This is a genomic window from Kitasatospora purpeofusca, from assembly GCF_036010405.1.
Taxonomy (GTDB): Bacteria; Actinomycetota; Actinomycetes; order Streptomycetales; family Streptomycetaceae; genus Kitasatospora; species Kitasatospora purpeofusca.
Map to the genome: position 1 here is coordinate 7,417,728 of NZ_CP108561.1, position 26,457 is coordinate 7,444,184.

A 26,457-nucleotide genomic window follows, 5' to 3' on the forward strand; every position below is an offset into this window, starting at 1 on the left:
GGGCATGCTGTCGGTAGTGGTCGCCCCCTGGGGCGGAGAACTGGTGTTCGAGCGAGGCGCGGACGAGCCGCACGACGCCGCGAGCACGATGAAGATCGCCGTCCTGGCCGCCCTGCACCGCGCCGGGGCCGACCTCGACGAGGCCGTGCCGGTGGTGAACTCCTTCGAGTCGCGGGCGGGCGGGGAGTTCGCCAACGACCCGGAGTGGGACAGCGACCCCGTGCCGTGGGGCCTCCTCGGCGGCACCGCGCCGCTGGGCCTGCTCGCCGAGCGGATGATCACCCACTCGTCCAACCTCGCCACCAACCTCTGCCTCGCCCGGACCGGTCACGAGGCCGTCGCGGAGGTCTGGCGGCGGGCGGGCGCCACCCGGAGCGGCAGCCCGCGCGGGATCGAGGACTACCCGGCGCGCGACGCGGGCCTGCACAACCGGGTGACGGCCCGCGACCTCGTCCGGCTGCTCCAGTCCCTGGCCGGGGAGCCGGAGTTGCTGGCGCTGCTGGAACGCAACGCGTTCCGGGTCGACCTCGCGGCCGGGCTGCCGCCGGGGACCGCCGTCGCGTTCAAGAACGGCTGGATCCCCGGCGCCCGGCACTGCGTGGGGCTGGTGCGGCCCGGGGACTGCCCGCCCTACCTGCTGGCCGTCTGCTACACCGGCCCGCTGGCCTCCGGCGCGGACGCGGCGGAGGACGATCCGGCGGCCCGGCTGGTCGCCCGGGTCTCGGCGGCGGTCTGGGCCCGCCGGCACACGATCTCCGGCCCGGTGGCCGCCGGCTGACGCCGCAGAAGGCTGTCGACCGGCGGCCGTCGGACCGTCAGCCCGTCAGTACGGCTTCACCAGGAAGTGCGCCGCACCCGGGATGCCGACCTTCAGCAGCTCGTCCTCCTCCGGCGTGGTCGCCGTGCCGGTCTCCTGCTTGAGGATCGCCCGGGACAGCGCCTGCACCCACATGGCGCGCGGCCGGCGGCGCTCCTCCCAGGCGGCGAGCGCGGCGGGCACCGTCTCCGCCGGGTCCAGGCTCTGCGCGAGGACGAGCGCGTCCTCGACGGCCATCGCCGCGCCCTGGGCCAGGTGCGGGGTGGAGGCGTGCGCCGCGTCGCCGGCCAGGACCACCCGGCCGACGTGCCACGGCTCCTCGACGGTGACCTGCGAGATCCGCGAGTACACCACCGCGGCCGGGTCGGTCACCTGCGTCAGCGCCTCGGCGATCGGCCCGCCGAAGCCGGCCAGCCGCTCGCGCAGCTGCTCGTGGGCGTGCTCCGGGTCCGGCCGGAAGTCCTCGGCCTCGGCGAACACCGAGCCCAGGTACATCAGGTCCGCGCTGATCGGGGTGAGCAGCGCCTTGGCCTTCAGGTTGCCGGTGGACATCACCACGCCCTGCACCTCGGGCGAACGCGGCAGGGTGACGCGCCAGTTGGCGAAGCCGGTGTACTCGGGCGCGTACTTCTCGCCGTAGAGCCGCTTGCGCAGCGGCGAGCCGATGCCGTCGAAGCCGACCACCAGGTCGTAGCGCCCGCTGCTGCCGTCGCTCAGGGTGACCGCCACCTCCTCGCCCTCGTCGGCGAGTCCGGTGATCGTGGTGCCGAACCGCAGGGTCGCCCCGGCGGCGGTGGCGGCCTCGCCCAGCACCCGGGCCAGCTCGGGGCGGGGGATGCCGTTGTTGGACGGCGCGCCGTCCATCCGCGGCTGCGGGATCTTGGCGAGGATGCCGCCGGTCGGGTCGCAGATGGTGAGCACCTCCCACTCGAACCCGGCTGCCAGGCACTGCTCCAGCACACCGATCTCGCGCATCACGTGCAGCGCGTTGGACGGCTGGATGATGCCGACGCCCAGGGCCTCCAGGGCGTCGCGCAGCTCGACGACGTCGACCCGGTGGCCGCGGCGGGCGAGGGCGGTGGCCGCGGTGAGGCCGCCTATGCCGCCGCCGTGGACGAGGACGCGCAGGGGTGGGGTCATGACGGGGTGCTCCAAGCTGTGGTGGGAGAAGTGGGGAAACGTTTCAGCGGACCGGCGCGCCGGCCGACAGCTCCATGAGGTGGTCGACCAGCGCGAGCAGCAGGTCCCGCCCGAACGTCCGCACCCGCACGTCGCCGATCAGCATCGGGACCTGCGGGTCCAGGTCGAGGGCGGCCCGGATCTCGTCCGCCGTCCGGGTGTTGTGGCCGTGGAAGCAGTTGATCGCGACCACGAACGGGATGCCCCGGCTCTCGAAGAAGTCGATCGAGGCGAAGCTGGTGTCCAGCCGGCGGGTGTCGGCGATCACGACGCCGCCGAGCGCGCCGTTCACCAGGTCGTTCCACATGAACCAGAAGCGCTCCTGTCCGGGCGTGCCGAACAGGTAGACCACCAGCTCCGGGTTGACGGTGATCCGCCCGAAGTCCAGGGCGACCGTGGTGGTCTCCTTGTTGTCGACCCCGGCCAGGTCGTCGACACCCTCGCTGGCGCGGGTCAGGTACTCCTCGGTGCGCAGCGGCGCGACCTCGCTCACCGCGCCGACCAGGGTGGTCTTGCCGACCCCGAAGCCGCCGGCGATGAGGATCTTGACGGCCGCGGGGACGGCGGGGGCGGAGGAGGGGAGCGGGGAGGAGGGGGAGGAGGGGCGGGGTGCGGATGGTGCCATGGTTCAGAGCCTCCGGAGTCCTTCGCGTACGGCCGTCAGCAGCCCGAGGTCCAGACCGCCGTCCCCGGCGGCCCGGGCCACCGAGATCGGGGCCCGGGCCAGCAGCATTCCCTGGGCGATCAGGTCGCCCAGGAGGATCTTGGTGACCGACACCGGCAGGTTGAGTCCGGCGGCCACCTCGGCCACCGCGGCCGGCCGGCGGCACTGTTCGAGGATCAGCCGGTGCTCCGGCTGGAGCCCGCGCGGACCGGACGACCGGGTGGCGAGCGCCTGGTCCGCCAGCTCCTCCACCGTGGTCATCAGCGTGATCAGGGTGAGGTCGTCGCGCTCCGGCGCCGTCCGGCCGCGGGTGATGGTGTAGGGGCGCACCATCGTGCCCGCGCCGTAGTCGTCGTCCTCGTCCTCTTCGGGCAGCTCGCTCCAGTGCGGCCTCACCGGGGACTCACCCCCGGTTCCTGGAGGCGAAGGCGTCGAACTCGCTGCGGACCGGCGTGCTGAGCTTCTGGCCGACCTGCTGGACGAGCTGGTGCATGGCCACCGACATCACCTCGGCGTCCACCTCCTGGTCGGCGACCACGGCCAGGTGGGTGCCCTGCGCGGCGGCGATGACGAACAGCCAGACCTCGGCCAGCTCGACGATCACCTGGTGGACCGGGCCGCCGTCGAACAGCTGGCCGATGCCGCGGGCGAGGCTCTGCTGACCGGTGGCGACGGCGGCCAGCCGCTCGGCGTCGGACCGCTCGATGGTGCGGGAGTGGCTGACCACCAGGCCGTCGTCGGAGAGCAGCACGGCGCTTCTCGTCCCGGGGACCGTGTCGACGAGTCCGTCCAGCAGCCAGTCGAGGTCCTGATGGGTGGCGATGGTGCGGTTCATGACTGCTCTTCCGTCCTCGTGGTTCGGGGGTCCGCGGCCGGGAGGGCCCAGGGGGAGGGACCCGGCGCGGGAGTCGGGGTTCCGGCGGCCGTGGGGGAGGCCGGGCCGGACGGGGGGAGGGGGCCGCGCCCCGGCGGCAGGGCGCCGGCCGCGGGGCCGCCGGCGGGGGACCGGTCCTCCGCGCCGTCGAGGCCCCGGGCGGCCCGGGACTGGCGCTGGAAGGCGCCGACGGTGGCGCCGGAGCGGCGCGGCGGACGCTGGAACGGGCCCTCGGCGCTGCCGGGGCCGGTGGCGCCTCCGAAGCCGGTCCCGGTGCCCGTTCCGGCCCCGGCGTACGGGGTACGGGGCGGCGGCGGGATGCGCAGCTCGGCGGCCAGGCTGGCCTGGCGCACCCGCTGGGGCAGCGGCGGCTGGAGACCGCCGGTCGGGGCGCCCGGGGCGGCGGCCGGGGGGTCGGCCGGTGCGACGGCGGACCCGGGGAGCGGGTTCGCCGGCGGCCCGTCGTGCTGGCGTCGCTCCGCCAGCCGGTAGTGGTCGGCGGGCCGGTACTGCTCGTCGGCGTAGGGCGCCTCGGCGGGCATCACCGTGGCGTAGGCGATGTCCGGGTAGGCGGGAGGGGCGTCCCCGGCGGAGTGGGGGGACGTGTCGTAGGGCTGCCCGTCGTAGCCGTGGCCGCCACCGGCGGGGGCCGGCGAACCGTGCTCGACCGGCTGGCCGTGCTCGGCCGGCGGGTGCAGATAGCCGTCCGCCTCGACGTGGGGGAAGGCGCCGTCGCGCGTGCGGAAGGTGTCACGCCCACCGAGGCCGTCGTGCCCACCGAGGCCGTCGCGCTCGCCGAAGGCGGTGGGTCCGCCGAAGACGTCACGCGCGCCGAAGGCGTCCTGCTCGGGGAAGGGGCCGGGCTCCGGGAAGCCGTCGTGCTTGCCGAAGTCGATCCGGACCGGGTCGCCGAGGAGCTCGTCGTCCGAGGGGGGTACGTACTCGACGTACCCGAACGCCTGGGCCTGGGAGGGCGCCTGGGCGCCGGAGGCCGCGCCGGGGGTCACGAGGGGGGCGCTGCCGGAGGAGAACCAGTCGCCGCCGGCCTGGCCGGGGTGCGGAGCGGCGTCCGCGTGGGCGGCGCGCTCCTCCTCCTCGTCCACCGCGACGACCGCCGACGAGGTCGTGGTGTCCGCCGCCCGCTCCGTCTCCGTGCCGGCCGGGAGTGCCGGGGAGGGCATCTCGGTCACCGAGGCGAGCGGCACGGGCGGCTGGGCCCGGTCCGCGGGCCGCTGCCGCCGGGCGAGCGGGATCGGGGTGACCGCCGCGTTGTCGGGCAGCCCGGAGTCGCCGTCGAGGATCAGCTCGCCGGGGACGAGCACGACCACCCTGGTCCCGCCGAACGCCGACGGCCGGAACTCGATCTGCAGGCCGATCGCCGACGCCAGCCGGGCCACCACGTGGAAGCCGAGGCGGATGTCGTCACCGCGGGCCAGCATGTCCGTACGGGGCGGTTCGTCCGCGAGCGCGGCGGCCATCAGGGCGTTGGCCGTGTCGTACTGCTCCGGGTCCATGCCCAGGCCGCGGTCCTCGATCTCGATCGCGAGCCCCCGGCCGACCACGGCCGCCCGGACGTCGACCGGCGTCGGCGGCTTGGAGAAGCTCGCCGCGTTCTCCATCAGCTCGGCGACCACGTGCGCGATCGGGCCGACCGCCCGCTCGGAGAGCCACGGGTGGCCCTCGACGTCCAGCACGATCCGGCGGTACTCCTGGACCTCGCCCTGCGCGGCGCGCAGCACGTCCAGCAGCGGCACCGGCTTGCGCCACTTCCGCTGCGGCTGGCCGCCGGCCATGATGACCAGGTTCTCCTCGTAGCGGCGCAGGCGGGCGGTCAGGTGGTCGAGGTCGAACAGGCCCTCCAGCACCTCCGGGTCCTCGTGCCGCCGCTCCAGGGCGTCCAGCTTGCGCAGCTGCTGACCGATCAGCAGCTGGGTGCGGCGGGCGATCCGCTGGAGCAGCCGCTCGAAGCCCCGGTGCTGCTCGGCCTGCCGGACGGCGGCCCCCAGCGCGGAGGTCCGGGCGAGGTTCATGGCCTGGCCGAGCTGCGCCAGCTCGTCGCCGCCGCGGGCGTGCGTGCCGGCGGTGATCGCTCGGCTCTCCGCCTCGACGTCCACCTGCTCGCCGCGCGCCAGCCGCTCCACCACCTCGGGCAGGGTGTGCTCCATGTCCTGGGCCTGGGCGTGCAGATCGTTGATCCGGCGGCGCAGCGAGCGGGTCAGCCGCCAGCTGGCGATGACCACGACGACCACCGCGAGCAGACCGATCACCGAGGTCAGCGCGACCCGGATGAGCAGCGAGAGGATCGAGCCCTTGCCGACCTCGACCACGCCCTCGGTGCGGGTCTCGATGGCCTTCACCAGCTGCGGGTTGACCTGGTCGACGGCCTGCCGCCACTGGTCCTGGAGCTGCGGCAGCCGCACGGTGCCGGTGGCGTCGGCGACGGCCGGGCGGGTGAGCGCCTGCTCGACGGCGGCTTTGGCCTGCCACGCCGGACCGCTCATCAGCTCGGACCAGGCGGCCCGCTCGTCGGTCGGCACGTAGGGCACGACCTGGACGGTGAACAGGTGCTCCTGGGCGCCGATCGACTGCTGCACGAGCTGGTAGTCGGAGGCGCTGAGCTTGCCGGACGGCCAGCCCCGGGCCAGGATCGCGTCCTCGCGGGCCAGCATCTCCTTGGCCCAGAAGGAGTTGACCAGGGTCTTGGAGATCCAGGTGACCTCACCGGTGTCGACGTGGCTGAGCGCGGTGAACAGCCGCAGGTCGACCGCGATCAGGTCGGTGTAGTAGGCGTAGACGCCCTGCTGGTCGGCGGTGCCCTTGTCGACGAGGGCCCGCTGGTCGCCCAGCTTCTCCATCGCGCGCCGGGCCTCGGCGACGGCCGTGCGCACCTCGGCGGGCGCGCTGTCGGCGGTCTCGCCGGACAGGGTCTGGAACTTCTCCACGGCCTCGTCGGTCAGCCGGCGCTGGCGCTTCAGCTGGTCGGCGACGCTGCCGGGGCGGGAGAGCGCCTCGGCACTGAGCCGGCGCTCCTCCTGGAGGTTGTAGTAGACGATGTTGGACGGCTGTCCCGCCTTCTGGGCCAGCAGGCCCTGGGCGGCCAGGCGCTGGAAGTCGAAGAAGGTCACGCCGCTGGTGACCGCCCAGAGGGCGGCCAGGGCGATGCTGGGGACGAGGGCCAGGACGAGCAGTGCCGTCCGCAGCGACAGGCGCGGCCGACGCCTGCGGGGGGCCTTCGGCGTCGGGGGCCGCCGATTCGCACGCGCGCGCAGAGCTGACTCCTTGGGGCTGGCGGTCGGCCTGCGAGGGTCGGACCGTCCGGGGCACGGGCTTTATGACGAAGCGATACTAGTCATACGGTGTGTTAGGAGTGAAAGCCCGTTCGATCTTCGGACGGTACACACACAGGTCCTTAACATCCCGGTAGCACGTGGTTCACGCCCGTACACGGTCTCCCGCCCGGTCTCCCGGCGGTGCTCCGGCACCCGCCCCGGGCTGGTCGGACGGTGTCCGCAGCCCTGTTCGCTCCGTCGTCGGGGAGTGCCCTCGGAGGAACGGGAACGCCCCCGGTGGAGGTTCACGGGCACGCTGCTCGGCGTTCGGTGCTCGGCGTTCGGCGTTCGGTGCGCGGCGTCCGGTGCGCGGCGTCCGGTGCGAGGCGTTCGGCGTTGGTGGGGGCGGCCCCGGGGTCCGTCGGGACCCCGGGGCCGCCGGAAGGTGTTACGCGATGCCGAACGCGGCGGCCCAGCGGGCCGTGCCGGACGGCAGCGGGTGACGGGCCTCGTCCAGGCTCAGGGCCATCCACGCCTCGTCCGGCGCGTCGACGGTGAGCGTGATCCCGTGCTCCGAGGCCCGGCCGAAGCCGAACCTCGGGTAGTACGACGGGTGCCCGAGCAGGATGACGAACCGCTCGCCCCGCTCGCGGGCGGCGTCGAGTCCGGCCCGCACGAGGGCGGAGCCGGCGCCGGACCGCTGGTGGTCGGGGTGCACGGAGACCGGAGCCATCGCGAGCGCCGGGGTGTCGCCGATGAAGGCGCGGGTGAGCAGCACATGGCCGACGGGGTCGGCCCCGGCCTCGGTGGTGGCGACGATCGAGAGACCGTCGATCCACGCCTCGTCGGCGCGCAGGGCCTCGACGAGATCGGCCTCGTACGGCCGCCCGAAAGCGGCGACCGTCAGCTCATGGACGGCCGGGAGGTCGCGGGGCTGCTCGACCCGGGTGTGCCAGGAGGAAGAAGGCGAGGAAGCGGAAGAAGACATGGGAGTCCCTTGGAGAAGGGGCCCCGGAGAGCGAAGGGCGTCAGACCGGGACCCGGGAGGTGAGAACAGTCCGGGTGCCGCGCAGCACGTGCGCAGCGGCTGTCACCGCGACCACAATTCACCTTCCCTGTCTCCGTAGCGGACTTCGCGCGAGCTCGAACGGCCGGTGGGCCGGGCTCGACGATCGAACGTAACACGGGCCCCGGACGGGCCGCGAAGGGTTTTCTGCGCCCGCCCCGGGGCAGCCCGGGCGTCAGCGGCGGCGGGCGGCGCGGGCGACCACGAGCAGGAACAGGCCGCAGGCCGTGACCACCACCCAGCCGGTCCGGGAGGCGGCAGTGAGGCCGGCCGGGGCCGCGCCCGCGACCAGGCCGCCGGCGATCGCGATGCCCAGCGCCGAACCGAGCTGGCGGGCCGTGGAGGTGATCGCCCCGGCCACCCCCGCGCGGTCCGCCGGGAGGCCGCCCACGGCCGTGTTGGTGATCGGAGCGTTCGCGAAGCCGAAGCCGACACCGAGCAGCAGCAGGGCGAGCAGCAGGCCGGGCAGGTCAGCCACGTCGGCCACGCCGGACGGGCTGCCGTCCGCGCCGTGCGGGGCGTCGTCGACCAGGAACGCCCGGACCAGCAGCAGTGCCCCGCCGGCCGTGGTGAACCAGGCCGCGAGCAGCAGCGGCCGGCGCGGCCCGCCCCGGCCGACCAGGGCGCCGGACAGCGGCGCGCAGACGGTCGCTCCCAGCGCCATCGGCAGCGAGGCCAGCCCGGCGGCCAGCGGCGTCCACCCCCGGGCGTGCTGGAGCTGGAAGGTGGTGAGCAGCAGGGTCACCGTCAGCGCGACGAACACCGTCACCGCGCCCAGCGCGGCCGTACTGAACGCCGGCCGCCGGAACAGCCCGAGGTCCATCAGCGGTTCGGCCCGGCCGCGTTCGGCCAGGACGAAGCCGGTGGTCGCCGCCGCGGCCGCCGCGTACCCGGCGAGGGCCCAGGGCGAGCCCCAGCCGATCCGCGGGCCCTCGATCAGCACGGCCACCGTCGTACACACCGCGAGGGTCAGCAGGAGCTGGCCGGGCAGGTCCGGGCGGCGGGCCCGGGGCGCGCGGGACTCGGGCACGAAACGGATGCTCAGCAGCACGGCCGCCAGCACCACCGGCACGTTCACCCAGAACACCGAGCGCCAGCCGAGGGCCGAGACCAGCGCGCCGCCGGTGACCGGCCCGGCCGCCATGCTCAGCCCGAACACCGAGGCCCAGACCCCGATCGCCCGGGCCCGTTCCCGGGGGTCGGGCATCGCGTTCACCACGATCGCCAGCGCCACCGGGCTGAGCATCGACGCGCCCACCCCCTGGAGGGCGCGCGCCGCGACCAGCGCGCCGGCCGAGGGCGCGAGCGCGCACACCAGCGAGGCGAGGCCGAAGACGACCAGTCCGCACTGGAAGACCCGGCGGCGTCCGAACCGGTCCGCGAGCGCGCCGGCCGAGATCAGCAGGCTGGCCAGGACCACGGTGTAGGCGTCCACGATCCATTCCAGGTCGCGGGTGCCGACGCCCAGCCCGTGCCCGATCGCGGGCAGGCCGACGTTGACGATCGTGGTGTCCAGGCCGACCAGGAACAGGCTCAGCGCGCAGACCGCGAGCACGGTCCACCGTCGGCGCGCGCTCAGCGGGGGAGGGGCGGTGGCCGCGGTGGCCGCGGTGGTCGCGGTCGAGGGGGAGGTGGTCATGGGGGGCGCCTTCCGGTCGGGACAGTGGCACGGGTCGTGCTGGTGATCGCCATGGTCGGACCGGCGGTGGGCGGTCGCCCAGGGTCCTTGCGGAAACCGCAAAACCGCGGACGGGGCAGAATCGCCCCCATGGACGCCGACCCCGCTGATTCCGCAGGCCCCGCTGGTCCCTCCGAGCCCGACCGCCCGGTCGAGGCGGACACCACGCCCGTCGCGACCGACGACGTCCAGGCGATCGTCGCCGCCATCGGGCCCCGGCTGCGCGCGCTGCGGCTCGGCCGGGGCCTCACCCTGGACGCGCTGGCCGTGATCACCGGGATCTCGGTGAGCACCCTCTCCCGGTTGGAGTCCGGCCACCGCCGCCCCACCCTCGACCTGCTCATCCCGCTCGCCCGCGCCCACCGCGTCGCCCTGGACCACCTGATCGCCGCCCCCGCCACCGGCGACCCCCGCCTCCACCTCCGGCCCCGCCACCGGGACCCGGGCAGCGTCCTCGTCCCGCTCACCCAGTACCCGGGTCGGGTGCAGGTCTTCAAGCAGGTCCTGGCCCCGCGCGAGCCCAGGCTCGTCAGCCATGTCGGCTACGAGTGGCTCTACGTCCTCGCGGGCGAGCTGCGCCTCCTCGTCGGCGACCGCGACCTCACCCTCCACCCGGGCGAGGCCGCCGAGTTCGACACCGCCGAACCCCACTGGTTCGGCCCGGCCGGCACCGAGGCGGTCGAGATCCTCCACCTCTTCGGCCCCCACGGCGACCAGGCCGTGCTCCGCACCGGCGAGGCCCCGGCGTAGCGGGCGGCTGCGGGAGGGGCTTCGGACGGGAAGTCGGCCGGTCCGACTTCCCGTGCGGTGGGGGTGGTGGGTGTGTTGCGGGCCCTGCTGCGCTCCGGTGCGGCCTCGCGTACTGGCTCGGCTCGGGGGGCTGCGCACGGGAAGTCGGCGGGTCCGACTTCCCGTGCGGGGCGGAGCCTCAGTGGGTGAACTGCCGGGTGGGGTGGTGGCCGAGGGTGAGGGAGACGGCTTCGAGGGCGCTGGTGAAGGAGACCTCGCTCAGCACGCCCGGTGCGGCGATCAAGCCCGCAGGGGCGTTCACCTGGACGTTCAACAAATTGTTGCCGTCACGCCATCCGGCGGCCACGGGGTGACACTCCGCGCTGCCTACCGTGCCGGGCCATGAGCAACTCCCACACCCGGCTGACCGCGGCCGTGGCGCTGACCGGCGCCCTCGTCCTCGGTACCCCCGCGCTGGCCGTCGCCGCCCCGGCCGCCGGTTCCGCCTCCGCCGACAGCGCGGCCGCCGCCCCGGCCGTCGCCCGGCACGCGATCCCCTTCACCTCGGCCACCGCCACCCAGCAGGCCGACGGCAGCTTCACCCTCAGCTGGACCGCCCACGGCGCCCGCAACGTCACCGTCTACGCCGGCACCGACCCGGACGACATCCGCCACCGCAAGGCCGTCGCCAAGGGCGCGGGCTCCGCCAGCGTCACGGTCACCGGCCTGGCCGCCGCCGACCGCTGGTTCTTCGAGCTGGTCCCGGACCGGGGCGCGCCGCTGGTCGTCGCCGACCGCTCGCTGCACCTCGCCTCCGCGCCGAACTTCCGTGACGCCGGCGGCTACCGCACCGCCGACGGCCAGTGGGTGCGGACGGGCGTCGTCTACCGCTCCGGCGACCTCTCCAAGCTGACCGACCAGGACCTCGCCAAGCTCCGCCGCCTCGGCGTCCGCACCGTCTTCGACCTCCGCACCCCCGGGGAGCAGAAGACCGCCCCGGACCGGATCCCGGCCGGTGCCACCGCCGTGAACGCCAATGTGCTGGGCGTCGCCGACACCGGCGCGTTCAACGTCACCAGCCCGCAGGCCGCCGTCCGGGCCATGGTCGACGCCGAGCGCACCATGGTCTCCGCCGACAGCGCCCGCACCGCCTACCACGCGGTGCTCAACGCCCTGGTCGAGCGGAACGACGAGAACGTGCTCTTCCACTGCACCGCCGGCAAGGACCGCACCGGCTGGGCCTCCGCCGCCCTGCTGACCGCGCTCGGCGTGCCGCGCGAGACCGTCGAGGCCGACTACCTCGCCAGCAACACCTACCGCGCCGCCGAGATCGCGGCCACCCTCGCCCAGCTGCCGCCCGCCTACCAGGCGATCTACAAGCCGCTGCTGGACGTCCGGTCCGAGTACCTGGCCGCCGGGTTCGACGAGGTGCAGCGGAAGTTCGGCTCCTTCGACGGTTACCTCAAGTCCGGCCTCGGCCTGGACAAGCGGGACCTGCGCGACCTGCGCAGCCAGCTGCTCGTCGGCTGACGGCACCCGCCCCCGTCCGACGGCACGCGCTCGGCGTCCCGCCCCGGTGTCCCGCCGGGGCGGGCGCCCGGGAGCACCGGGCCCGCCCGTCCCGGCGGGACACCGCGTTGCCGGAACCGGGACGCCCTGGTTCGATCGTCCGTATGGACCAGGAACCCGCCCCCGCCCCCGCCCCCGCCCCCGACCCCGTCGCCGCCGCTGCCGCCTCGGCCCCCGCCATCGCCGCCACCCTGCGCCAGATCGGCCCCCGGCTGCGCCGGCTGCGCGAGCGCAAGGACCTGTCCCTGGCCGACCTGAGCCAGGCCACCGGCATCTCCAAGAGCACGCTCTCCCGCCTGGAGTCCGAGCAGCGCAAGCCGAGCCTCGAACTCCTGCTGCCCATCGCCGCCGCCCTCGCCGTTCCGCTGGACGAGATCGTCTCCGCCCCGCGCGTCCAGGACCCGAGGGTCCACCAGCACCCGGGCCGGGCCGACGGGCGGACCTTCGTCCCGCTCTCCCGCCACCGCACCGAGCCCCGCGCGTTCAAGATCCTGATCCCGGCCGCCCACCACACCCCCACCCTCGCCACCCACACCGGCCACGAGTGGCTCTACGTGCTCTCCGGCCGCCTCCGGCTGCTCCTCGGCGAGCACGACGTCGTCCTCGCGCCGGGCGAGGCGGCCGAGTTCGACTGCCAGAACCCGCACTGGTTCGGCTCCACCGGGACGGGGGACGTCGAGGTCCTGAGCCTCTTCGGCAAGCAGGGCGAACGCCTCCACCTGCGCGCCCGCACCCGCCCGAAGGACTCCTGAGCCGACCCGGCCGGTCCCCGTGCCGCTCAATCCCCTCGCACGCCGTCGAGCCGTTCATGGAGGTCCTCGGCGAAGCGCGTCCGGTAGACGCCGTGGACGATGGTCCCGGGAGACTGGTAGCCCCGGTGCCCGGGGTCCGAGACCTCCCCGTCCCAGGGCGTCGCGACGTCCGGACCCAGCGGAGCACGCCCCAGATACATCCGGGCGGCCTCCGCCAGCGGCAGGTCACCCACGACCACCGAGCTCCACAGCGCGCGGCCCTGCCCGACCACCCACAGGCACAGGTCCTCGGTGCTGTCCTCGGACCAGACCTCCCCGTCCACGGTCACACCTTCGGAGAAGTCGGCCAGCGACTCCGCCGCGGACTCGTAGGCGAGTGCGAACGCCTCCAGCGCCTCCCGCGGCTGGGTCCCGAGCCACGACTCCAGGGCGGACAGGCGCGGTCGGGTCGATTCCAGGACCTCCCAGAACCCGTCGGAGACATGGTCCGGTCCCATCGCGGCTCCTGTGTCGAAGGCTGCGGTACGCGCCCGACCGTACCGTGCGGCGCGTACCGCGCGGCGGAGTTCCCCGGAGGATCCCGGGCCCGGTCGGGGGTGGCTCAGGGGGTGGCTCAGGAGGCGGCGTGCAGGGCGGTCGGTGTGCCCGCCGCAGGGGTCGTCGGCAGGCCGGCGCGGTGGGCGAGGGCGGCTGCCTCGCCCCGGGAGCCCACCTCCAACTTGGCCAGGATGTTCGCCACATGGAACTTCACCGTCGACTCGCTGATGTGCAGGGCGGCGGCGATCTCCCGGTTGCGGCGGCCCAGGGCCAGCTGGTCCAGCACCTCCAGCTCCCGGGGCTGCAGGCCCTCCAGCGGCCGGGCCGCGCCGATCGGACCGGCCGGGGCGTGCAGCGGCAGGTCGACCGTCACCGTGGTGCCCCAGCCCGGCACGGCCTCGACCGTCAACCGGCCCGCCAGCGCGGCGATCCGGTCGGCCGTGCGGTGGACGGCCAGCGCGTCGGCCGTCAGCAGACCCGGGCCGTCGTCCCGGACGACCGCCCGCAGGCCGTCCGCCACGAACTGCCAGCTCACGTGCAGCCGGGTCAGGCCGTCCTGCTCCAGCATCGCGAGCACGGCGGAGCGGACGGCGGTGCGGGCGGTGTGCGCGGTGTCGGTGGGCACCGAGCGGTCCCCCTCGGTCGGCGCCAGCAGGTCCAGCCGGACCGGGCTGTGCCGCAGCAACGGCTTCACCTCGTCGGCGAGTCGGGCGAACGCGGTGGCGGCCGGCTCCTCGCTCAGCTCGCGGTCGAGGTCGCCTGCGCTGCGCAGGTCGAGCAGGGCGGTCACGGCCAGCTCGGTGGCGTTGCGTCGGGCGGTGGCGTCGTCCAGGCCGGCCGACCGCAGCGGTCCGAGGATCGCGGACAGCGCGGAGGCGTGGGCGCCGCTGAGTTCGGCGATCGCCCGGGCCCGGGCACCGGCCGAGGCCCGGGAGGCGGCGGCCTGCGCGGGCGCGGCGTCCACGGCGCGGTGGTGGGAGTGGGTGGTCACCAGCTCCCACAACTGCTGGAGCAGGCCGAGCGAGCGCTCGGGCAGCGGCTCCGGTGACTCCGGCGGCTCCGGTGCGCGCCCGGAAGGCCTGCCGTTGGTCCGTCCTGGCGGGACGGTCGGACCGGTCGCGGCCGGACGGACCAGCACCAGCAGGGCGCCGTTGCTCCCGGGCGGGGCCGACGCCACCGCGACCGCCGGGCGCGGCCGACCGCCGAGCACGGCCTCGCCCTGCCAGGGGCGGCCGGGCGTGACCTCCTGGGCCAGCAGGCCCAGCTCGGTGCCGGTGATCCGGGCGGACAGCTCCTCGGGGCCGACGGCGTTCGCGGGCGAGTAGGTGCAGACGCCGCTGAGCTGCGCCACCGCGAGGTGCGGGACGAGTCCGGCGAGCACCTCGGAGAGCTTCGGCAGGATCGTCACCCGGGGTTCGCGCAGCACCTCGGCGGCGAGGGTCAGCACCCCCTCGGCGTCCTCCCAGGACCACCCGCCACCCCGGTCACCACCGTGCCCGCCACCGTGCCCACCGCCGCGCTCGACCATGCGACCGAGCCTAGTCCGCGCCCGCCCGAACCCGCCCGCCCGAACGGCCAGGTGGAACTGTCCGAACGGCCGGCCGGACCGCCGGGTCCGCCGTACCAGGCTGGAGCCCGTCACCAGGACGACGGCGGCCCCCGGCCCCGGCGTCCCCAGGTCCGGAAGAACGCTGGAGATCCGCCATGAGCAGCACCCTCAACGCCGCCGCCCTCGCCACGAAGGCCGTCGCCATCACCGAGTACGGCACCGCGGACGTCCTGCGGCCGGCCGTGGTCGAGGTGCCCGCGCCCGGCCCCGGCCAGGTCCGGGTGGCCGTGCGCGCCGTCGGCGTCAACCCGCTCGACCACAAGGTCCGTTCCGGCTCGCTGACCGACCTGTTCCCGGTCACCTTCCCGGCCGTGCTCGGCTACGAGATCGCGGGCGTCGTGGAGTCCGTCGGCGCCGACGTCACCGACTGGCAGCCCGGCGACGAGGTGCTCGGCCAGGTCTGGGGCGGCGGATACGCCGAGTACGCCCTGGCGGCGGCCGACCAGCTGGTCCGCAAGCCGGCCGGGGTGGACTGGACGGTCGCCGCGGCGCTCCCGGTGGCCGCCGAGACCGCCTGGCGGTCGCTCGCCCTGCTGGGCGTCGAGCCCGGCCGGACGCTGCTGGTGCACGGGGCGGCGGGCGGCGTCGGCACGCTGGTGGTGCAGTTCGCCCGGGCCCGGGGGATCCGGGTGATCGGCACCGCGAGCGAGGCCAACCACCCGTACCTGCGCGAGCTGGGCGCCGAGCCGGTCGTCTACGGGGAGGGCCTGGCCGAGCGGGTCCGCGCCGTCGCGCCGGAGGGTGTGGACCGGGTGCTGGACACGGCCGGGGCGGGCGTGCTGCCGCTGTCGATCGAGCTGGCGGGCGGCGCGGAGCACGTGCTGACCATCGCCGACGCGCCGGGCGCCGCGCAGCACGGGGTCCGCTTCACCGGCGGCGACGAGCCGACCGACTACCTCCGCCCGGCCCTGGAGAGCGCGCTCGCCCTCGCCGCCGAGGGCGGTCTGAACCTGCCGCTGCACCGGGTGCTCCCGCTGGCGGAGGCGGCCGAGGCGCAGCGCGAGAGCGAGGGCGGCCACGTCCGGGGGAAGATCGTCCTCACCGTCGGCTGAGTCCTGCGGAGGCCCGGCGGGCGCTCATCCCGTGCCGGGGCCCGGTCGGCCGAGGCGCTCGACGACGACCATGGCCGCGTCGTCGTCGAGCCGCCCGCCCGCGTGGGCCAGCAGGTCGCGGCGCAGGTGCAGCAGCAGGGCGGCCGGGGGCTCGGCGGGGCGGGCGGCGGTCCGTTCGGCGACCCGCTCGGTCAGGGGGTAGAACCGCCGCTCGCTGTCGCGGGCCTCGATCACGCCGTCGGTGTAGATCAGCAGCCGGTCGCCGGGCAGGAACGGGAAGTCCTCCACCACGTACGGCGCCGCGACCAGTTCGCCCAGGCCCAGCGGCGGCGAGGTGCGGCGGGGCTCCAGCGCGGTGACCCGGTCGCCGTGCAGGAGCAGCGGCGGGGGGTGGCCGCAGTCGACCAGGCGGACCACCGCGCCGTCGTCCGGGACGTCCAGGACGACGGCGGTGATGAACGACTCGCCGCTGTCGTCCGTCGCGGGGTCGGGCCGCCCGTCGTCCGCTGGTCGGGTACCGGGCGGGGCCCCGGTGTCCGTCGGCCCGGTGCGGCGGAACCCGCGCGGGCGCGGCCGGTCGCCGAGGCTGTCCTCGCGCTGCACGCGCTGCTGCTCGGCGAGCTGGGCGAGGTCCCAGGCGATGCTGCCGTCCAGGTGGCCGACCAGGCCGGGCAGGTCCGGGTACAGGTGCGCGGCCGCCCGGAAGGCGCCCAGCAGCAGCGCCGCGTCGCCGAGCGAGGACAGGCCCTTGCCCCGGACGTCGCCGACCAGCAGCCGGGTGCCGGTGGCGGTGCGGGCCGCCGCGTAGAGGTCGCCGCCGACCTGCGCCTCGGCCTCGGCGGCCAGGTAGAAGGAGGCGAGGTGCAGCGGACCGGTCCGGTCGGGCAGCGGGCGCAGCAGGACCCGCTGGGCGGCCTCGGAGACGGAGCGGACCTGTGCCAGCTCGCGTTCGTGCCGGTCGCGCAGCACCCGCAGGGCGACGATCAGCGCCGACACGGCGAGCAGGGCGCCGAGCTGGGTCTCGTGGTTGCCCGTGGTGAGGCCGTCGCGCAGGATGCCGATGACGGTGAGCGCGGCGAGCGAGAGCAGCGCGACGACGGCGGTGGCGCGGGCACCGGCCAGGGACGCGGTGAGCGCGGGGGCGACGATCAGCAGCGGGCCCAGGTGGATGTCCGGCGGGGCGAGCACGTCCACCACCGTGATCACCACGATCAGGGCGAGCGGTACGGCCGTCAGCGCCCGGCGGTCGGGCGTCCAGGACCGGCGGCGGTCGTGGGGACGCCGATCGTCGGGGTGCTGCCGGAGGGGCACTCCTCCTCTGTACACCGTCCGGGTGGTCGGCCGCACCCCGAGCCGGTGGTGACGCGTCCCGGGCGGCGCGGCCGGGCCGGGTCAGTCCTCGGCGCCGTAGCGGGCCAGGTAGTCGGCGAACCGGGCGACGTCCTCGTCCGACCAGGCGGTGAAGCGGGCGGAGAAGGAGAGTCGCCGCTGCTCGTTGGCCTCGCGCAGCAGGGTGAGTCCGGCCTCGGTGGCCAGCAGGATCTGGCCGCGCTGGTCCTCCGGGTCGGTCTCGCGGCGCAGCAGTCCGAGCTTCTCCAGCGCGGTGACCTGGCGGCTCACCGTGGACTTGTCGAGCATGAAGTGCGCGGCGACGTCGGCGGCCCGGCAGCCGCCGCGCTCGGTGATGAGGTCCAGGATGCTGTAGGTGACCAGGGAGAGGTCGGGGTGCAGCTGGGAGGCCTTGTGCCGGGCGCGGCGGGCGAAGGCGGTCAGTTCGCGCTGGATGGTCGCGATCGACGTCTCGCGGTCGGGCACGGGGACCGTCCTCCGGGGGCTCGGGGGTCTACCGCTCGGGAATCTGCCGCGCGGGGAGTTGTTGCATTATACAACGGTTTTGGGTGCGTCCGAAGATCCCGGCGGACGGTCCGCCGCACCGGCCCGGCCCGCCTGCCAGGCGCGCGCCGCCGCGATCCGGCGGGTGGCGCTCGGATGAGTCGCGAACAGTAGCTCAAGCACCCGCGGCGGGTCGACATCGGACACATTGGTCACCGCGAGCCTGCGCTGCATCGCCACGAACTGCTCCGCGTCCCCCGTGAGTTCGAGCGCGTGCCGGTCCGCCCTGGCCTCCACCCGGCGGCTCACCGCGCACTGCACCGGGCCGGACAGCGCGCCCAGCAGCGCCGCGAGCGCCGCCAGCAGCGGCAGCGACCGGGGATCGGCCGCGTCCGCCGCGCCGGCCGCCGACAGCAGCGCGTCCCGGCCGGACGCCAGGCCCAGCAGCACCACCACGACGGCCGCGCCGACCGCGCCCAGCACCGTCCCGGTCAGGACGTCCCGGTGCTTGACGTGCCCCAGCTCGTGCGCCACCACCAGCTCCACCTCGCGCGGATCGGCGGTGGTCAGCAGCGTGTCGTAGGCGACGATCCGCCGCGTCGCCCCCAGGCCCGAGACGTACGCGTTCAGCGCCGTGGTCCGGCGCGAGGCGTCCGCCACCAGGACGTCCCGCACCCGGACGCCGTCCCGCGCGGCCAGGCCGAGCAGCGCCTCGCGCTGCGGGCCCGGGGCCATCGGCGTGAAGCGGTTGAACACCGGCTCGACGAGGAGCGGGTAGAGGAAGGAGAGCGCGGCGGTCAGCAGCGCGGCCGCGCCCGCCGCCGGGAGCCACCAGCGCTCCGGCGAACGGCCGGTGAGCGCGTACAGGCCGAGGACCACCGGCAGGGCGAGCGCCAGGGTGAGGGCGAGTCCGCGCAGCGCGTCCACCGCCCAGCCGGCCCAGCCCTGGGTGACCAGGCCGAACCGGGCCCGGACCGAGCGCGCGCCCGCCCCGAACGGCAGCTGCGCCGCCCGGCCGAGCAGTACCAGGGCGGCCGTCCCGGCGAGCACCTCCGCCGTTCGGGAGCCCCCGAACCAGCCGCCGGCCGTCGACACCAGCCCGGCCCCGGCGGGGGTCAGGCCGAGCGCGAGGGTCAGCGCCAGGCCGGTGGCCTGCGCGCCGAGCGCCCAGGGCAGCTGGGCGCGGCGCAGTGCCCGGCCCCGGGCGCGCTCGGCGGGGGTGAAGTCGGGGGTGGGGCCGGGGGCGAGGCCGGAGGTGAGGTCGGGGGTGGGGCCGGGGGCGAGGCCGGAGGTGAGGTCGGGGGCCCGGCCGTCGTCGCCCGGCGGTGGGCCGACAGAATCTGTCATCTGTTGTCCGTCATCCGAGGTCTGTCAGTCGTCAGTCGTCAGTCGTCGAGCTTCGGCCGTCGGCCGGCAGGGGCGTTCGTGGACCGTCGTCCCCCGGCAGCCAGCATGTCACTCCTCGCCGGGCCCGGTGGCGTGCCGGGTGCCCGCCCGGAGCAACTGGTGGCCGAGGTCGATCAGCGCCCGGCCGACCGCGAACTCGTCGCCCACCGCGGGCGCCGGATCGTCGAGCGGATTGCGGCGGGCGTACGCGTCGCTGTGCAGCACCGCGCCCCCGGCGTCCAGCACGGCGTGCACCCGGGTGGTGTCGCGCTCCTCGACCAGGTGCAGGCTCAGCTGCCAGTCCTTGGTGGTGCGGGCGGCGGGCTGCTCCGGTCCCCGAGCCTCGCCTGCCGCCCCCGTCGAGCCCCCGTCGCACCTCCGTCCTGGCGGCCTCCGCCGTGCCTCCGTACCTCTACGCTGCCACTCCGCGGGCCACCCGGCGGCCCGGCGCGGATTGTGGCCGCAGCGCGGAGGCGGTGCGGGGGAGTGGCGTAGGCTGACCGCTTCCGGATCGACCCTTGGGGGAACAGACATGCGCCGTGCCGCGGCCTCCGTCGCACTGCTGCTGGGGCTGATACCCGTGGCCGCCTGTGGACCGGACGACCCCGACCCGGCCGCCGTCAAGGCCTCCCGGTCCGCCAAGGCCGCCGCCGACGCCGCTGCCGCGAAGGCCTCGCCGGACGCCGCCGGTTCCGGTACTCCCGGGGACCAGGCCTCCGCCGACGGCGGGGCGCCCCGTCCGGACGGCAGCATCACGGTGGCGTTCGCCGGGGACGTCCACTTCGAGGGCCGCACCGAGGAGAGGCTGTCCGTGCAGCCGCCCGGGACGGCGCTCGGACCGATCTCCAAGAGCCTCGCCGCCGCCGACCTCTCCGTCCTCAACCTGGAGACCGCGATCACCGACCGCGGCGCGCCCGAGGCGAAGACCTACACCTTCCGCACCTCGCCGAAGGCACTCACGGCGCTCAAGGACTCCGGCGTCGACGTCGTCTCGCTCGCCAACAACCACGCCGTCGACTTCGGCGCCGACGGTCTCGCCGACACCCTCGCGGCCAAGGCGTCCTCGCCGCTCCCGATCGTCGGCCTCGGCCGCAACTCCCAGGAGGCGTACGCCCCGTACGTCACCACCGTGCGCGGGGTGAAGGTCGCGGTGGTCGCCGCCAGCCAGGTCGAGGACCTCACCAACCAGAAGTGGCGCGCCGGGGCCAACAAGCCCGGCATCGCCTCGGCGCTGGACCAGGCCGCGATCGTCAAGGCGGTCGAGGCGGCGAAGAAGCAGGCGCCGGTGGTGCTGGTCTACCTGCACTGGGGGGACGAGGGCAAGGCCTGTCCGACCGCCGCCCAGACCGCCATCGCCAAGAAGCTCGCCACCGCGGGCGCGACCGCCGTGGTCGGCACGCACGCGCACACCATGGTCGGCTCGGGCATGCTCGGCTCCACCTACATCGGGTACGGCTTCGGCAACTTCCTCTGGTACGGCACCTCCAACTACGCCAACTCCAACGAGACCGGCGTCACCACCCTGACCCTGGGCCCGAACGGCAAGGTGCTCGGCGAGGAGTTCGCGCCGGCGACCATCGACGACAAGGGCGTGCCGGTGCCGCAGACCGGTGCCGCCGCCACCGCCGCGCTCAAGCGGCGGGACGGGCTCCGGGGCTGCACCGGCCTCGCCCCCGTCCCGGGGGCCGCGGCCGGGCCCGCGTCGGCGTCCCCGTCGGCGTCCGCGTCCGGGTCCGCGTCCGCGCGGACGACCGCGCCCGCCGCCCCGGCCGCGCGGAGTGCCGCGCCCGCCCCGACCGCCTCGCGCTGAGCGTCGACGGGCGGCGGTGGCGGACGGCGCCTCGCTGGCAACCCTGTCCTACTTCCTGGGCCCGCACCTCCTGTCCGCGGACGGAACGGGCCCCGGCGACAAGTCGTCTGAGCAGAACGTGGGCTGACGAAGGGTCAGTCCTTGTGGTTCACCTCGCCGAGCTTCCAGTAGCCCTTGCCGTGGACGCGCTCGCGGGGCAGGGTCCAGTCGTTGAGCAGGTGGCGGCGGACGGCCGCGACGGCCTGAGACTCCCCGGCCAGCCAGGCGGTGGTGCCGGGCGGGATGTCGGTCGCGAGCAGGGTGTCCGTGAGTGTCCGGCCCTTGGCGCGGTCCTGGGGGCGGACCAGCCAGTGGGTGGTCAGACCGGCCCGGGCGGGCAGCGGCAGGGTGGCCCCGGTGGCATCGCCGACCTCGGCGAAGAGGGTCACCGGCACGGTCGGCGGGAGCTCCTCCAGGATGGTGAGCGCGGCGGGAAGGGCACTCTCGTCGACGGCGAGCAGGACGTGCCCGGCACCCTCGAAGGACGGCCGACGGCCGCGCGGGCCGGCGATCCGGGCCCGGTCGCCCGTGCGGGCGGACGCGGCCCAGCGGGACAGCGGGCCGTTGCCGTGCAGCACGATGTCGATGTCCGTCTCGCGCTCGGCGGGGCGGTGGTGCCGGATCGTGTAGGCCCGGGAGTGCCCGTCGGGGGTCGCCAACTTCACCCACTGGGTGGGGTGTTCGACGGTGAGGGTGTCCAGGGTCGGTCCGGCGAGGGTGAGCCTGAGCAGGGCGGGGGTGAGCGGGGTGACGGCGACGACCTGTACGTCGTGGGTCGGCCGGGGGCGACGGAACACGGGGACTCCAGGGAATGGGGTGGCGCCTGCGCGGGCCCGGGGATCGGCACGGGTGGCGCGGTGCGGCGCGCGGGGGAGGAACGGGAAAGGGGTGGGTCTCAGCCCGGAAGGTGCTGGTCGAGCAGCGCGTCGACGAACGCCCGGTCCAGCGGTCGGCGCAGGACCAGGGCGCGGTGGTAGAGCGGGGCGAGCAGGGCGTCCAGCAGCACGGCGGCCTCGTCGGAGTCGCCCTCGCCGGTGGCGCCCCCGAGGCAGGCGCGGGTGTGCGCGACGTCCCGGGCGCGCAGTGCGTCCAGGAAGCCGCCGTGCAGCAACTCGGCGGTTCTGGCGTCCAGTTGGGCATGGCCGAGGAGCGCCTGCAGCACCTTGCCGGCCGGTGCCGCGCCGAGGAAGTCCGCGAACCGGTGGATGTAGGCGCGCAGATCGGCCGGGTCGGCGGGGGTCTCAGCGGGCCAGGCGAGACCGGTGGCGGCGTCCAGGACGAGGTTGTCGAAGAGGATGTCCACCTTCGACTTCCACCAGCGGTAGATGGTCTGCTTGGCGACCCCGGCGGCGGCCGCGATGCCCTCGATGGTCAGGCCCTCGAAGCCCACCTCGACCAGGAGGTCGTCGGCGGCGTTCAGGACCGCCAGCCGCGCGGCCTCGCTGCGCCGACCGCTGCCGCCGGTGCTCGCCACCTCGCCCTTGACGGCGCCGCCCTTCGTCGTGCTCCCGCTCGCCCGGGCCGCGCGCGCGGCGCCGGTGGCACGGTCACCGGCGGCGCGGCTCGCACCGGACCGGCTTCCGGTGGCGGGGCGGGGCTGGGCGGCGATGGCGGTGTGGTCCTTGTCCGGGGGCGGCTGCTGGCCGTTGGCGACGGTCGCGGCCATCCTCTCACGCCTTCCCGGCCGGGGCGGCCGGTGCCGGTGAGGGCTCCGCTGTCGCGGGCACCGGGTCCGCCGCCACCGTCACCGTCGGCTCCGGCGGGGCCCCGCGTGTCGGTCGGCGGACCAGTCCGGCGGCGACGGCGAGGGCCAGCACGGCGACCGCCGCGCTGAAGGCGACCCCGGCGGTGCGCAGCCCGGTCGCCCGGACCAGCACGCCGACCCCGATCACCGGCACCGAGAGCATCGTGAACAGCACGGCGAAGAACGCCGACACCGCCTCGCCGCGCCGGTGCGGCTCCACGCCGCCGTTGACGGTGCCGAGTCCGGTGCCGATCGCGGTGCCGGTGGCGAGGCCGTTGACGCAGGCGCCGAGCAGCAGCGGCGGCAGGGTCCCGCTGAGCAGGGCACCGGCCACCAGCGCGGCGGCCAGCACCAGTCCGGCGCAGGCCAGCGGCAGGGCGCGGGCCGGTGGCAGGACGCGGACGAGCAGCTGTCCGACGGCGGTGGAGAGGAAGGCGAGAGCGACCACGAGGCCGGTGAGCGCGTGGTTGTGCAGGCCGAGCACGGTGGCCAGGAAGAGTCCGCTGACGGCGGTCAGCACGCCGGTGACGGCGAATCCGGCGCCGCCGGCCAGTGCGGCGCGCAGGAACGCGGGGCGGACGGCGGGCGGGACGTGCGGCAGCCGGAACCGGAAGGTGCTCCCGGTCCGCGGACCGGACCGGCCCGCGCGGCGGATCTCGGCGGGCACCGTCTCGGGGGCGGCGAGCAGTCCGAGCAGGGCGGCGCCGGTGAGCACGAGCGTCACCGTCCAGGGCAGGCGCAGCGGTGCGTCGGCCCATTCGGCGAGGGCCCCGGCGAACAGGGTGCCGCCGGCCAGTCCGCCCATGTTGGCGGCGAGGGCGACGGTCTGGGCGCGCAGTCGGCGCTCCGGCGGGGCGAGGTCGAGCAGGGCGGCCGTGGCGGCGCCGGTGACGAGGGCGGCGCCGAAGCCGGAGAGGACCCGGGCTGCGAGCAGCCAGGGCAGCGAGTCGGCGAGTTCGAACAGGGTGGCGGCGGCCGAGGCCAGCAGCAGGGCGGCCAGGACGACGGGGCGTCGGCCGATCCGGTCGGAGAGGCGGCCGAGGGTCAGCAGACCGACGACGACGCCGAGCGCGTAGACGGCGAAGACCACCGTGACGGTGAAGGTCGTGAAGCCGAAGGCGTGCTGGTAGAGCGGGTAGAGCGGGGTCGGGACGGTGGTTCCGGCCATGGTGACCCAGAAGGCGAGGGCGACGGCGGCCGGGGCGAGCGGGCCGCCGGGGCGCGGGGGCGGGGCGGAGGGCATGGTGCTCCTCGGGGGTGACGGTGTGGGAGGAGGGCGCGTCGGGGCCTTCGGTCACGGTCCGCGCCGTCGGAACTGAACATGGACGCAACGTTGCGTCTCGATCCAACGCCCCGACGCTAACACTGGACGCAACGTTGCGTCTACATTCATTCGCGCGCCGGTCGCCGGGCCCGCCCCCGGTCGGCGGATGCGCCCCCGGCCTCCGGTCGACCGCAATTGACGACCCCGCAGCGTCGGTCCGCACCGGCAGGACCCCTCGGAGAGTCCGAACAATTGTGTTAGGTTAGGCTTGCCTAATGTTGCTGGTCGGAGGGGATTTTCAGTGCAGCAGTCCGAACTCGCGGGCGCCGTCGCGATGGTCACCGGCGCCGGACAGGGGATAGGCGCGGCGGTGACGCGCGCGCTGGTAGCGGCCGGCGCCGTCGTCGCGGCGGTCGACCGCAACCCCGGTCCGCTCGCCGAGCTCGCCGACGAGCTGTCGGTCCGTCCGGTCGGGACCGCCCCGGGCGGCACGGCCTCCGGCGGACCCGTCCACCCCTACCTGCTGGACGTCTCCGACGCGGCGGCGGTCGAATCCACCGTCGAGCTGATGGAAAGCCAACTCGGCCCGATCGGCATCCTGGTGAACGTCGCGGGAATCCTGCGTGTCGCCCCCGCGGTGGAGCTCACCGACCAGGACTGGGCGGACAGCTTCGCGGTCAACACCACCGGAGTCTTCCACACCACCCGGGCGCTCGGCCGACGGATGGCCGAGCGCGGCGGCGGCGCCATCGTCACCGTCGGCTCCAACGCGGCCGGCGTCCCGCGCACCGGGATGGCCGCCTACGCGGCCTCCAAGGCGGCGGCCACCATGTACACCCGATGTCTCGGCCTGGAGCTCGGCCGCTCCGGCGTGCGCTGCAACATCGTCTCGCCCGGCTCCACCGACACCGAGATGCAGCGCGGCCTCTGGGGGGACGACGCGGAGGCCGCCGAACGGCGCGTCATCGACGGCGACCCGACCAGCTACCGGGTCGGCATCCCGCTCGGCCGGATCGCCCGACCCGCCGACATCGCCGAGGCGGTGACCTTCCTGGTCTCCGACCGGGCCCGCCACATCACCATGCACGACCTCTACGTGGACGGCGGCGCCACGCTGCGGGCCTGACGCCCCGGCACGGCCTCCGGCCCGGATCGGGCACGCCTCCGGCACCACTCCGGCACGACTCCACGACGGCCCCGCCCCGGTCCGTCGCGGCCCCCGACACCCACGGCGGGGCCGGACGCCCGGGGCGAGCAGCACCCGGGGCCCGGCGCCCCACCGGGACCGCACCCCCACCGGGGCGCGCCCCCGACCAGACCACCGCCGACCGCCGCGACGAGCAGCGTCCGGCGACCACTCGCAGACTGGGAGATTCCAGGTGACCACCGTGCATCACGCCCCCGCCGGGACGGACCACACCGTCATCGGCGCGGCCAGCGGGCTGCTGGGCCAGTACCGGGCCGCGGCCGACGAGGCGTTCTTCGCCTCCCCGACCCGCACGCTGCTCGCCGAGGGCGTGCACGCCCGGGTGCCCCAGGACGGGCGCCCGCTGGTCGACCGGGTCGCCGAGAGCCTCGCCCGGGCCCGCCGGGACGGTGTCGAACACCCGCTGGTGGTGGGCGCGGTGGCGTTCGACCACGACAGCCGGGCCGAGCTCGCCGTCCCCGCGACGCTCCGCACCTGCGGCGCGCTGCGCGACGACCCGCTGATCGCGCTGCCCGCCCCGGCCGCCGACCGGATCGACTGGGACGTCCGCCCGGTGCCCGCGCCCGAGGCGTACGGGGCCGGCGTCGCCGAGGCCGTGGAGCTGCTCCGGGCCGACGGCGAGCTGAGCAAGGTCGTGCTCTCCCGGACCCTGGAGCTGCACGCCGACCGCCCGCTCGACCTGCCCGCGATCCTCCAGCGGCTCGGCCGCCGCGACCCCGGCGGCTACACCTTCGCCGTCCCCGCCGGCGGCGGACGCACCCTCATCGGCGCCAGCCCCGAGCTGCTGCTCTCGCGCAGCGGCACCGCCGTCGTCGCCAACCCGCTGGCCGGCTCGGTGCCGCGCAGCGCCGACCTCGGCGAGGACGTCCGCCGCGCCGCCGCGCTGCTGGAGTCGCCCAAGGACCTCCAGGAGCACGCCTTCGTCGTGGACGCGATCCACGCCGCGCTCGCGCCGTACTGCCGCGACCTGGTCGTGCCGGCCCGCCCCACCCTGGTGCGCACCGCCGCGATGTGGCACCTGGCCACCACCATCACCGGCGAGCTGATCGACCCGGCCGTCTCCGCCCTGGAGCTGGCCGTCGCCATGCACCCGACCCCGGCGGTCTGCGGCAGCCCGACCCCGCTCGCCCGCGAGGCGATCCGCGGCATCGAGCCCTTCGACCGGGGCCTGTACACGGGCATGGTCGGCTGGGGCGACGCGGACGGCGACGGCGAGTGGGTGGTGACCCTGCGCTGCGCCGAGGCCGACGAGCGGACGCTGCGGGTGTTCGCCGGTGCCGGTGTCGTCGCCGAGTCCCGGCCGGAGTCCGAACTCGCCGAGACCAGCGCCAAGTTCCGCACCTTCCTGGACGCCGCCGGGGTGCCGCAGTGACCGAACC

The 26,457-nt window shown here is 75.6% G+C and carries 25 protein-coding genes; 8 read left to right on the forward strand and 17 right to left on the reverse strand.

All coding sequences use genetic code 11. The features are described from left to right. Positions 1 to 4 precede the first annotated feature (4 nt). On the forward strand, positions 5 to 778 hold the full coding sequence (locus OG715_RS32485; protein ID WP_266273728.1) for a serine hydrolase: 774 nt from the start codon (positions 5 to 7) through the stop codon (positions 776 to 778). A 45-nt stretch (positions 779 to 823) separates the two neighbouring features. On the opposite strand, the gene OG715_RS32490 is transcribed toward OG715_RS32485, so the two are convergent. The 7 genes from OG715_RS32490 to OG715_RS32520 all read right to left on the reverse strand — a co-directional run bounded on the left by OG715_RS32490 (position 824) and on the right by OG715_RS32520 (position 9,508). Beyond that, on the reverse strand, positions 824 to 1,957 hold the full coding sequence (locus tag OG715_RS32490; protein ID WP_266273727.1) for an FAD-dependent monooxygenase: 1,134 nt from the start codon (positions 1,955 to 1,957) through the stop codon (positions 824 to 826). A 43-nt stretch (positions 1,958 to 2,000) separates the two neighbouring features. Continuing rightward, on the reverse strand, positions 2,001 to 2,621 hold the full coding sequence (locus OG715_RS32495) for a GTP-binding protein (protein ID WP_266273726.1): 621 nt from the start codon (positions 2,619 to 2,621) through the stop codon (positions 2,001 to 2,003). Positions 2,622 to 2,624: 3 nt separating this feature from the next. Continuing rightward, the gene (locus tag OG715_RS32500) at positions 2,625 to 3,056 is read right to left on the reverse strand and encodes a DUF742 domain-containing protein (protein ID WP_369826039.1); all 432 of its coding nucleotides are present in this window, start codon (positions 3,054 to 3,056) and stop codon (positions 2,625 to 2,627) included. Positions 3,057 to 3,063: 7 nt separating this feature from the next. Next, a complete protein-coding gene (locus tag OG715_RS32505) occupies positions 3,064 to 3,495 on the reverse strand; it encodes a roadblock/LC7 domain-containing protein (protein WP_266273725.1) in 432 nt (143 codons plus the stop codon). After that, entirely contained in the window at positions 3,492 to 6,659 is a 3,168-nt protein-coding gene (locus OG715_RS32510) for a sensor histidine kinase (protein ID WP_266273724.1), read from the reverse strand. Before OG715_RS32510 ends, OG715_RS32505 begins: the two co-directional genes overlap by 4 nt. A gap of 592 nt (positions 6,660 to 7,251) precedes the next feature. Then, positions 7,252 to 7,791 carry a GNAT family N-acetyltransferase gene (locus OG715_RS32515; RefSeq protein ID WP_266273723.1) on the reverse strand — a complete coding sequence of 180 codons (540 nt, stop codon included), beginning with the start codon at positions 7,789 to 7,791 and terminating at the stop codon, positions 7,252 to 7,254. A 253-nt stretch (positions 7,792 to 8,044) separates the two neighbouring features. Continuing rightward, positions 8,045 to 9,508, reverse strand: coding sequence for an MFS transporter (locus tag OG715_RS32520; protein ID WP_266273722.1), 1,464 nt, complete (start codon positions 9,506 to 9,508; stop codon positions 8,045 to 8,047). Positions 9,509 to 9,637: 129 nt separating this feature from the next. Between OG715_RS32520 and OG715_RS32525 the strand changes: the two genes are divergently transcribed. Next, positions 9,638 to 10,297 carry a helix-turn-helix domain-containing protein gene (locus OG715_RS32525; RefSeq protein WP_266273721.1) on the forward strand — a complete coding sequence of 220 codons (660 nt, stop codon included), beginning with the start codon at positions 9,638 to 9,640 and terminating at the stop codon, positions 10,295 to 10,297. A gap of 178 nt (positions 10,298 to 10,475) precedes the next feature. Here the strand turns inward: OG715_RS32525 and OG715_RS32530 are convergent, their stop codons facing one another. After that, positions 10,476 to 10,643, reverse strand: a complete 168-nt coding sequence (locus tag OG715_RS32530; protein WP_266273720.1) for a hypothetical protein — start codon at positions 10,641 to 10,643, stop codon at positions 10,476 to 10,478. Between the two features lie 35 nt (positions 10,644 to 10,678). Between OG715_RS32530 and OG715_RS32535 the strand changes: the two genes are divergently transcribed. Both OG715_RS32535 and OG715_RS32540 read left to right on the forward strand, forming a co-directional pair. After that, the gene (locus tag OG715_RS32535; protein ID WP_266273719.1) at positions 10,679 to 11,806 is read left to right on the forward strand and encodes a tyrosine-protein phosphatase; all 1,128 of its coding nucleotides are present in this window, start codon (positions 10,679 to 10,681) and stop codon (positions 11,804 to 11,806) included. A gap of 143 nt (positions 11,807 to 11,949) precedes the next feature. Next, a complete protein-coding gene (locus OG715_RS32540; RefSeq protein WP_266273718.1) occupies positions 11,950 to 12,597 on the forward strand; it encodes a helix-turn-helix domain-containing protein in 648 nt (215 codons plus the stop codon). Between the two features lie 26 nt (positions 12,598 to 12,623). Here OG715_RS32540 and OG715_RS32545 read toward each other — a convergent pair whose 3' ends face one another. Both OG715_RS32545 and OG715_RS32550 read right to left on the reverse strand, forming a co-directional pair. Further along, complete coding sequence (locus tag OG715_RS32545; protein WP_266273717.1) at positions 12,624 to 13,094, reverse strand: hypothetical protein; 471 nt, start codon at positions 13,092 to 13,094, stop codon at positions 12,624 to 12,626. Between the two features lie 116 nt (positions 13,095 to 13,210). Further along, positions 13,211 to 14,662 (reverse strand): helix-turn-helix transcriptional regulator, encoded by a 1,452-nt coding sequence (locus tag OG715_RS32550; protein ID WP_323182220.1) that lies wholly within the window; start codon positions 14,660 to 14,662, stop codon positions 13,211 to 13,213. Between the two features lie 176 nt (positions 14,663 to 14,838). On the opposite strand from OG715_RS32550, the gene OG715_RS32555 reads away from it, so the two are divergent. Next, entirely contained in the window at positions 14,839 to 15,795 is a 957-nt protein-coding gene (locus OG715_RS32555; protein WP_266273716.1) for an NADP-dependent oxidoreductase, read from the forward strand. Between the two features lie 24 nt (positions 15,796 to 15,819). Here OG715_RS32555 and OG715_RS32560 read toward each other — a convergent pair whose 3' ends face one another. From OG715_RS32560 to OG715_RS32575, 4 genes are all read right to left on the reverse strand, one after another. Continuing rightward, positions 15,820 to 17,106, reverse strand: a complete 1,287-nt coding sequence (locus tag OG715_RS32560) for a PP2C family protein-serine/threonine phosphatase (RefSeq protein WP_323182219.1) — start codon at positions 17,104 to 17,106, stop codon at positions 15,820 to 15,822. Positions 17,107 to 17,187: 81 nt separating this feature from the next. Next, entirely contained in the window at positions 17,188 to 17,610 is a 423-nt protein-coding gene (locus tag OG715_RS32565) for a MarR family winged helix-turn-helix transcriptional regulator (protein WP_266273715.1), read from the reverse strand. A gap of 66 nt (positions 17,611 to 17,676) precedes the next feature. Beyond that, a complete protein-coding gene (locus OG715_RS32570; RefSeq protein ID WP_266273714.1) occupies positions 17,677 to 18,975 on the reverse strand; it encodes a M48 family metalloprotease in 1,299 nt (432 codons plus the stop codon). 108 nt (positions 18,976 to 19,083) lie between these two features. Continuing rightward, positions 19,084 to 19,548, reverse strand: coding sequence for a dsRBD fold-containing protein (locus OG715_RS32575; protein ID WP_266273713.1), 465 nt, complete (start codon positions 19,546 to 19,548; stop codon positions 19,084 to 19,086). Here OG715_RS32575 and OG715_RS32580 point away from each other — a divergent pair. Then, positions 19,547 to 20,824 carry a CapA family protein gene (locus tag OG715_RS32580; RefSeq protein ID WP_266273712.1) on the forward strand — a complete coding sequence of 426 codons (1,278 nt, stop codon included), beginning with the start codon at positions 19,547 to 19,549 and terminating at the stop codon, positions 20,822 to 20,824. The two genes, OG715_RS32575 and OG715_RS32580, sit on opposite strands and share 2 nt — an antisense overlap. A gap of 134 nt (positions 20,825 to 20,958) precedes the next feature. Here the strand turns inward: OG715_RS32580 and OG715_RS32585 are convergent, their stop codons facing one another. From OG715_RS32585 to OG715_RS32595, 3 genes are all read right to left on the reverse strand, one after another. Continuing rightward, positions 20,959 to 21,660: a siderophore-interacting protein gene (locus tag OG715_RS32585; protein WP_266273711.1), complete on the reverse strand. Its 702-nt coding sequence runs from the start codon at positions 21,658 to 21,660 to the stop codon at positions 20,959 to 20,961. 98 nt (positions 21,661 to 21,758) lie between these two features. Further along, entirely contained in the window at positions 21,759 to 22,529 is a 771-nt protein-coding gene (locus OG715_RS32590; RefSeq protein ID WP_266273710.1) for a TetR/AcrR family transcriptional regulator, read from the reverse strand. A 4-nt stretch (positions 22,530 to 22,533) separates the two neighbouring features. Further along, on the reverse strand, positions 22,534 to 23,850 hold the full coding sequence (locus OG715_RS32595) for an MFS transporter (protein WP_266273709.1): 1,317 nt from the start codon (positions 23,848 to 23,850) through the stop codon (positions 22,534 to 22,536). 289 nt (positions 23,851 to 24,139) lie between these two features. Between OG715_RS32595 and OG715_RS32600 the strand changes: the two genes are divergently transcribed. Beyond that, entirely contained in the window at positions 24,140 to 24,997 is an 858-nt protein-coding gene (locus OG715_RS32600; protein WP_380438590.1) for a 2,3-dihydro-2,3-dihydroxybenzoate dehydrogenase, read from the forward strand. A gap of 253 nt (positions 24,998 to 25,250) precedes the next feature. Then, positions 25,251 to 26,450, forward strand: a complete 1,200-nt coding sequence (dhbC, locus tag OG715_RS32605; RefSeq protein ID WP_266273707.1) for an isochorismate synthase DhbC — start codon at positions 25,251 to 25,253, stop codon at positions 26,448 to 26,450. The last annotated feature ends 7 nt before the right edge of the window (positions 26,451 to 26,457 follow it).

Bases quoted from the DNA above. Each gene is read 5' to 3' on its own strand.
- OG715_RS32485 (WP_266273728.1), top strand. From the start codon at position 5: ATGCTGTCGGTAGTGGTCGCCCCCTGGGGCGGAGAACTGGTGTTCGAG.
- OG715_RS32490 (WP_266273727.1), bottom strand. From the start codon at position 1,957: ATGACCCCACCCCTGCGCGTCCTCGTCCACGGCGGCGGCATAGGCGGC.
- OG715_RS32495 (WP_266273726.1), bottom strand. From the start codon at position 2,621: ATGGCACCATCCGCACCCCGCCCCTCCTCCCCCTCCTCCCCGCTCCCC.
- OG715_RS32505 (WP_266273725.1), bottom strand. From the start codon at position 3,495: ATGAACCGCACCATCGCCACCCATCAGGACCTCGACTGGCTGCTGGAC.
- OG715_RS32515 (WP_266273723.1), bottom strand. From the start codon at position 7,791: ATGTCTTCTTCCGCTTCCTCGCCTTCTTCCTCCTGGCACACCCGGGTC.
- OG715_RS32520 (WP_266273722.1), bottom strand. From the start codon at position 9,508: ATGACCACCTCCCCCTCGACCGCGACCACCGCGGCCACCGCGGCCACC.
- OG715_RS32525 (WP_266273721.1), top strand. From the start codon at position 9,638: ATGGACGCCGACCCCGCTGATTCCGCAGGCCCCGCTGGTCCCTCCGAG.
- OG715_RS32535 (WP_266273719.1), top strand. From the start codon at position 10,679: ATGAGCAACTCCCACACCCGGCTGACCGCGGCCGTGGCGCTGACCGGC.
- OG715_RS32540 (WP_266273718.1), top strand. From the start codon at position 11,950: ATGGACCAGGAACCCGCCCCCGCCCCCGCCCCCGCCCCCGACCCCGTC.
- OG715_RS32545 (WP_266273717.1), bottom strand. From the start codon at position 13,094: ATGGGACCGGACCATGTCTCCGACGGGTTCTGGGAGGTCCTGGAATCG.
- OG715_RS32550 (WP_323182220.1), bottom strand. From the start codon at position 14,662: ATGGTCGAGCGCGGCGGTGGGCACGGTGGCGGGCACGGTGGTGACCGG.
- OG715_RS32555 (WP_266273716.1), top strand. From the start codon at position 14,839: ATGAGCAGCACCCTCAACGCCGCCGCCCTCGCCACGAAGGCCGTCGCC.
- OG715_RS32570 (WP_266273714.1), bottom strand. From the start codon at position 18,975: ATGACAGATTCTGTCGGCCCACCGCCGGGCGACGACGGCCGGGCCCCC.
- OG715_RS32580 (WP_266273712.1), top strand. From the start codon at position 19,547: ATGCGCCGTGCCGCGGCCTCCGTCGCACTGCTGCTGGGGCTGATACCC.
- OG715_RS32575 (WP_266273713.1), bottom strand. From the start codon at position 19,548: ATGTCTGTTCCCCCAAGGGTCGATCCGGAAGCGGTCAGCCTACGCCAC.
- OG715_RS32590 (WP_266273710.1), bottom strand. From the start codon at position 22,529: ATGGCCGCGACCGTCGCCAACGGCCAGCAGCCGCCCCCGGACAAGGAC.
- OG715_RS32595 (WP_266273709.1), bottom strand. From the start codon at position 23,850: ATGCCCTCCGCCCCGCCCCCGCGCCCCGGCGGCCCGCTCGCCCCGGCC.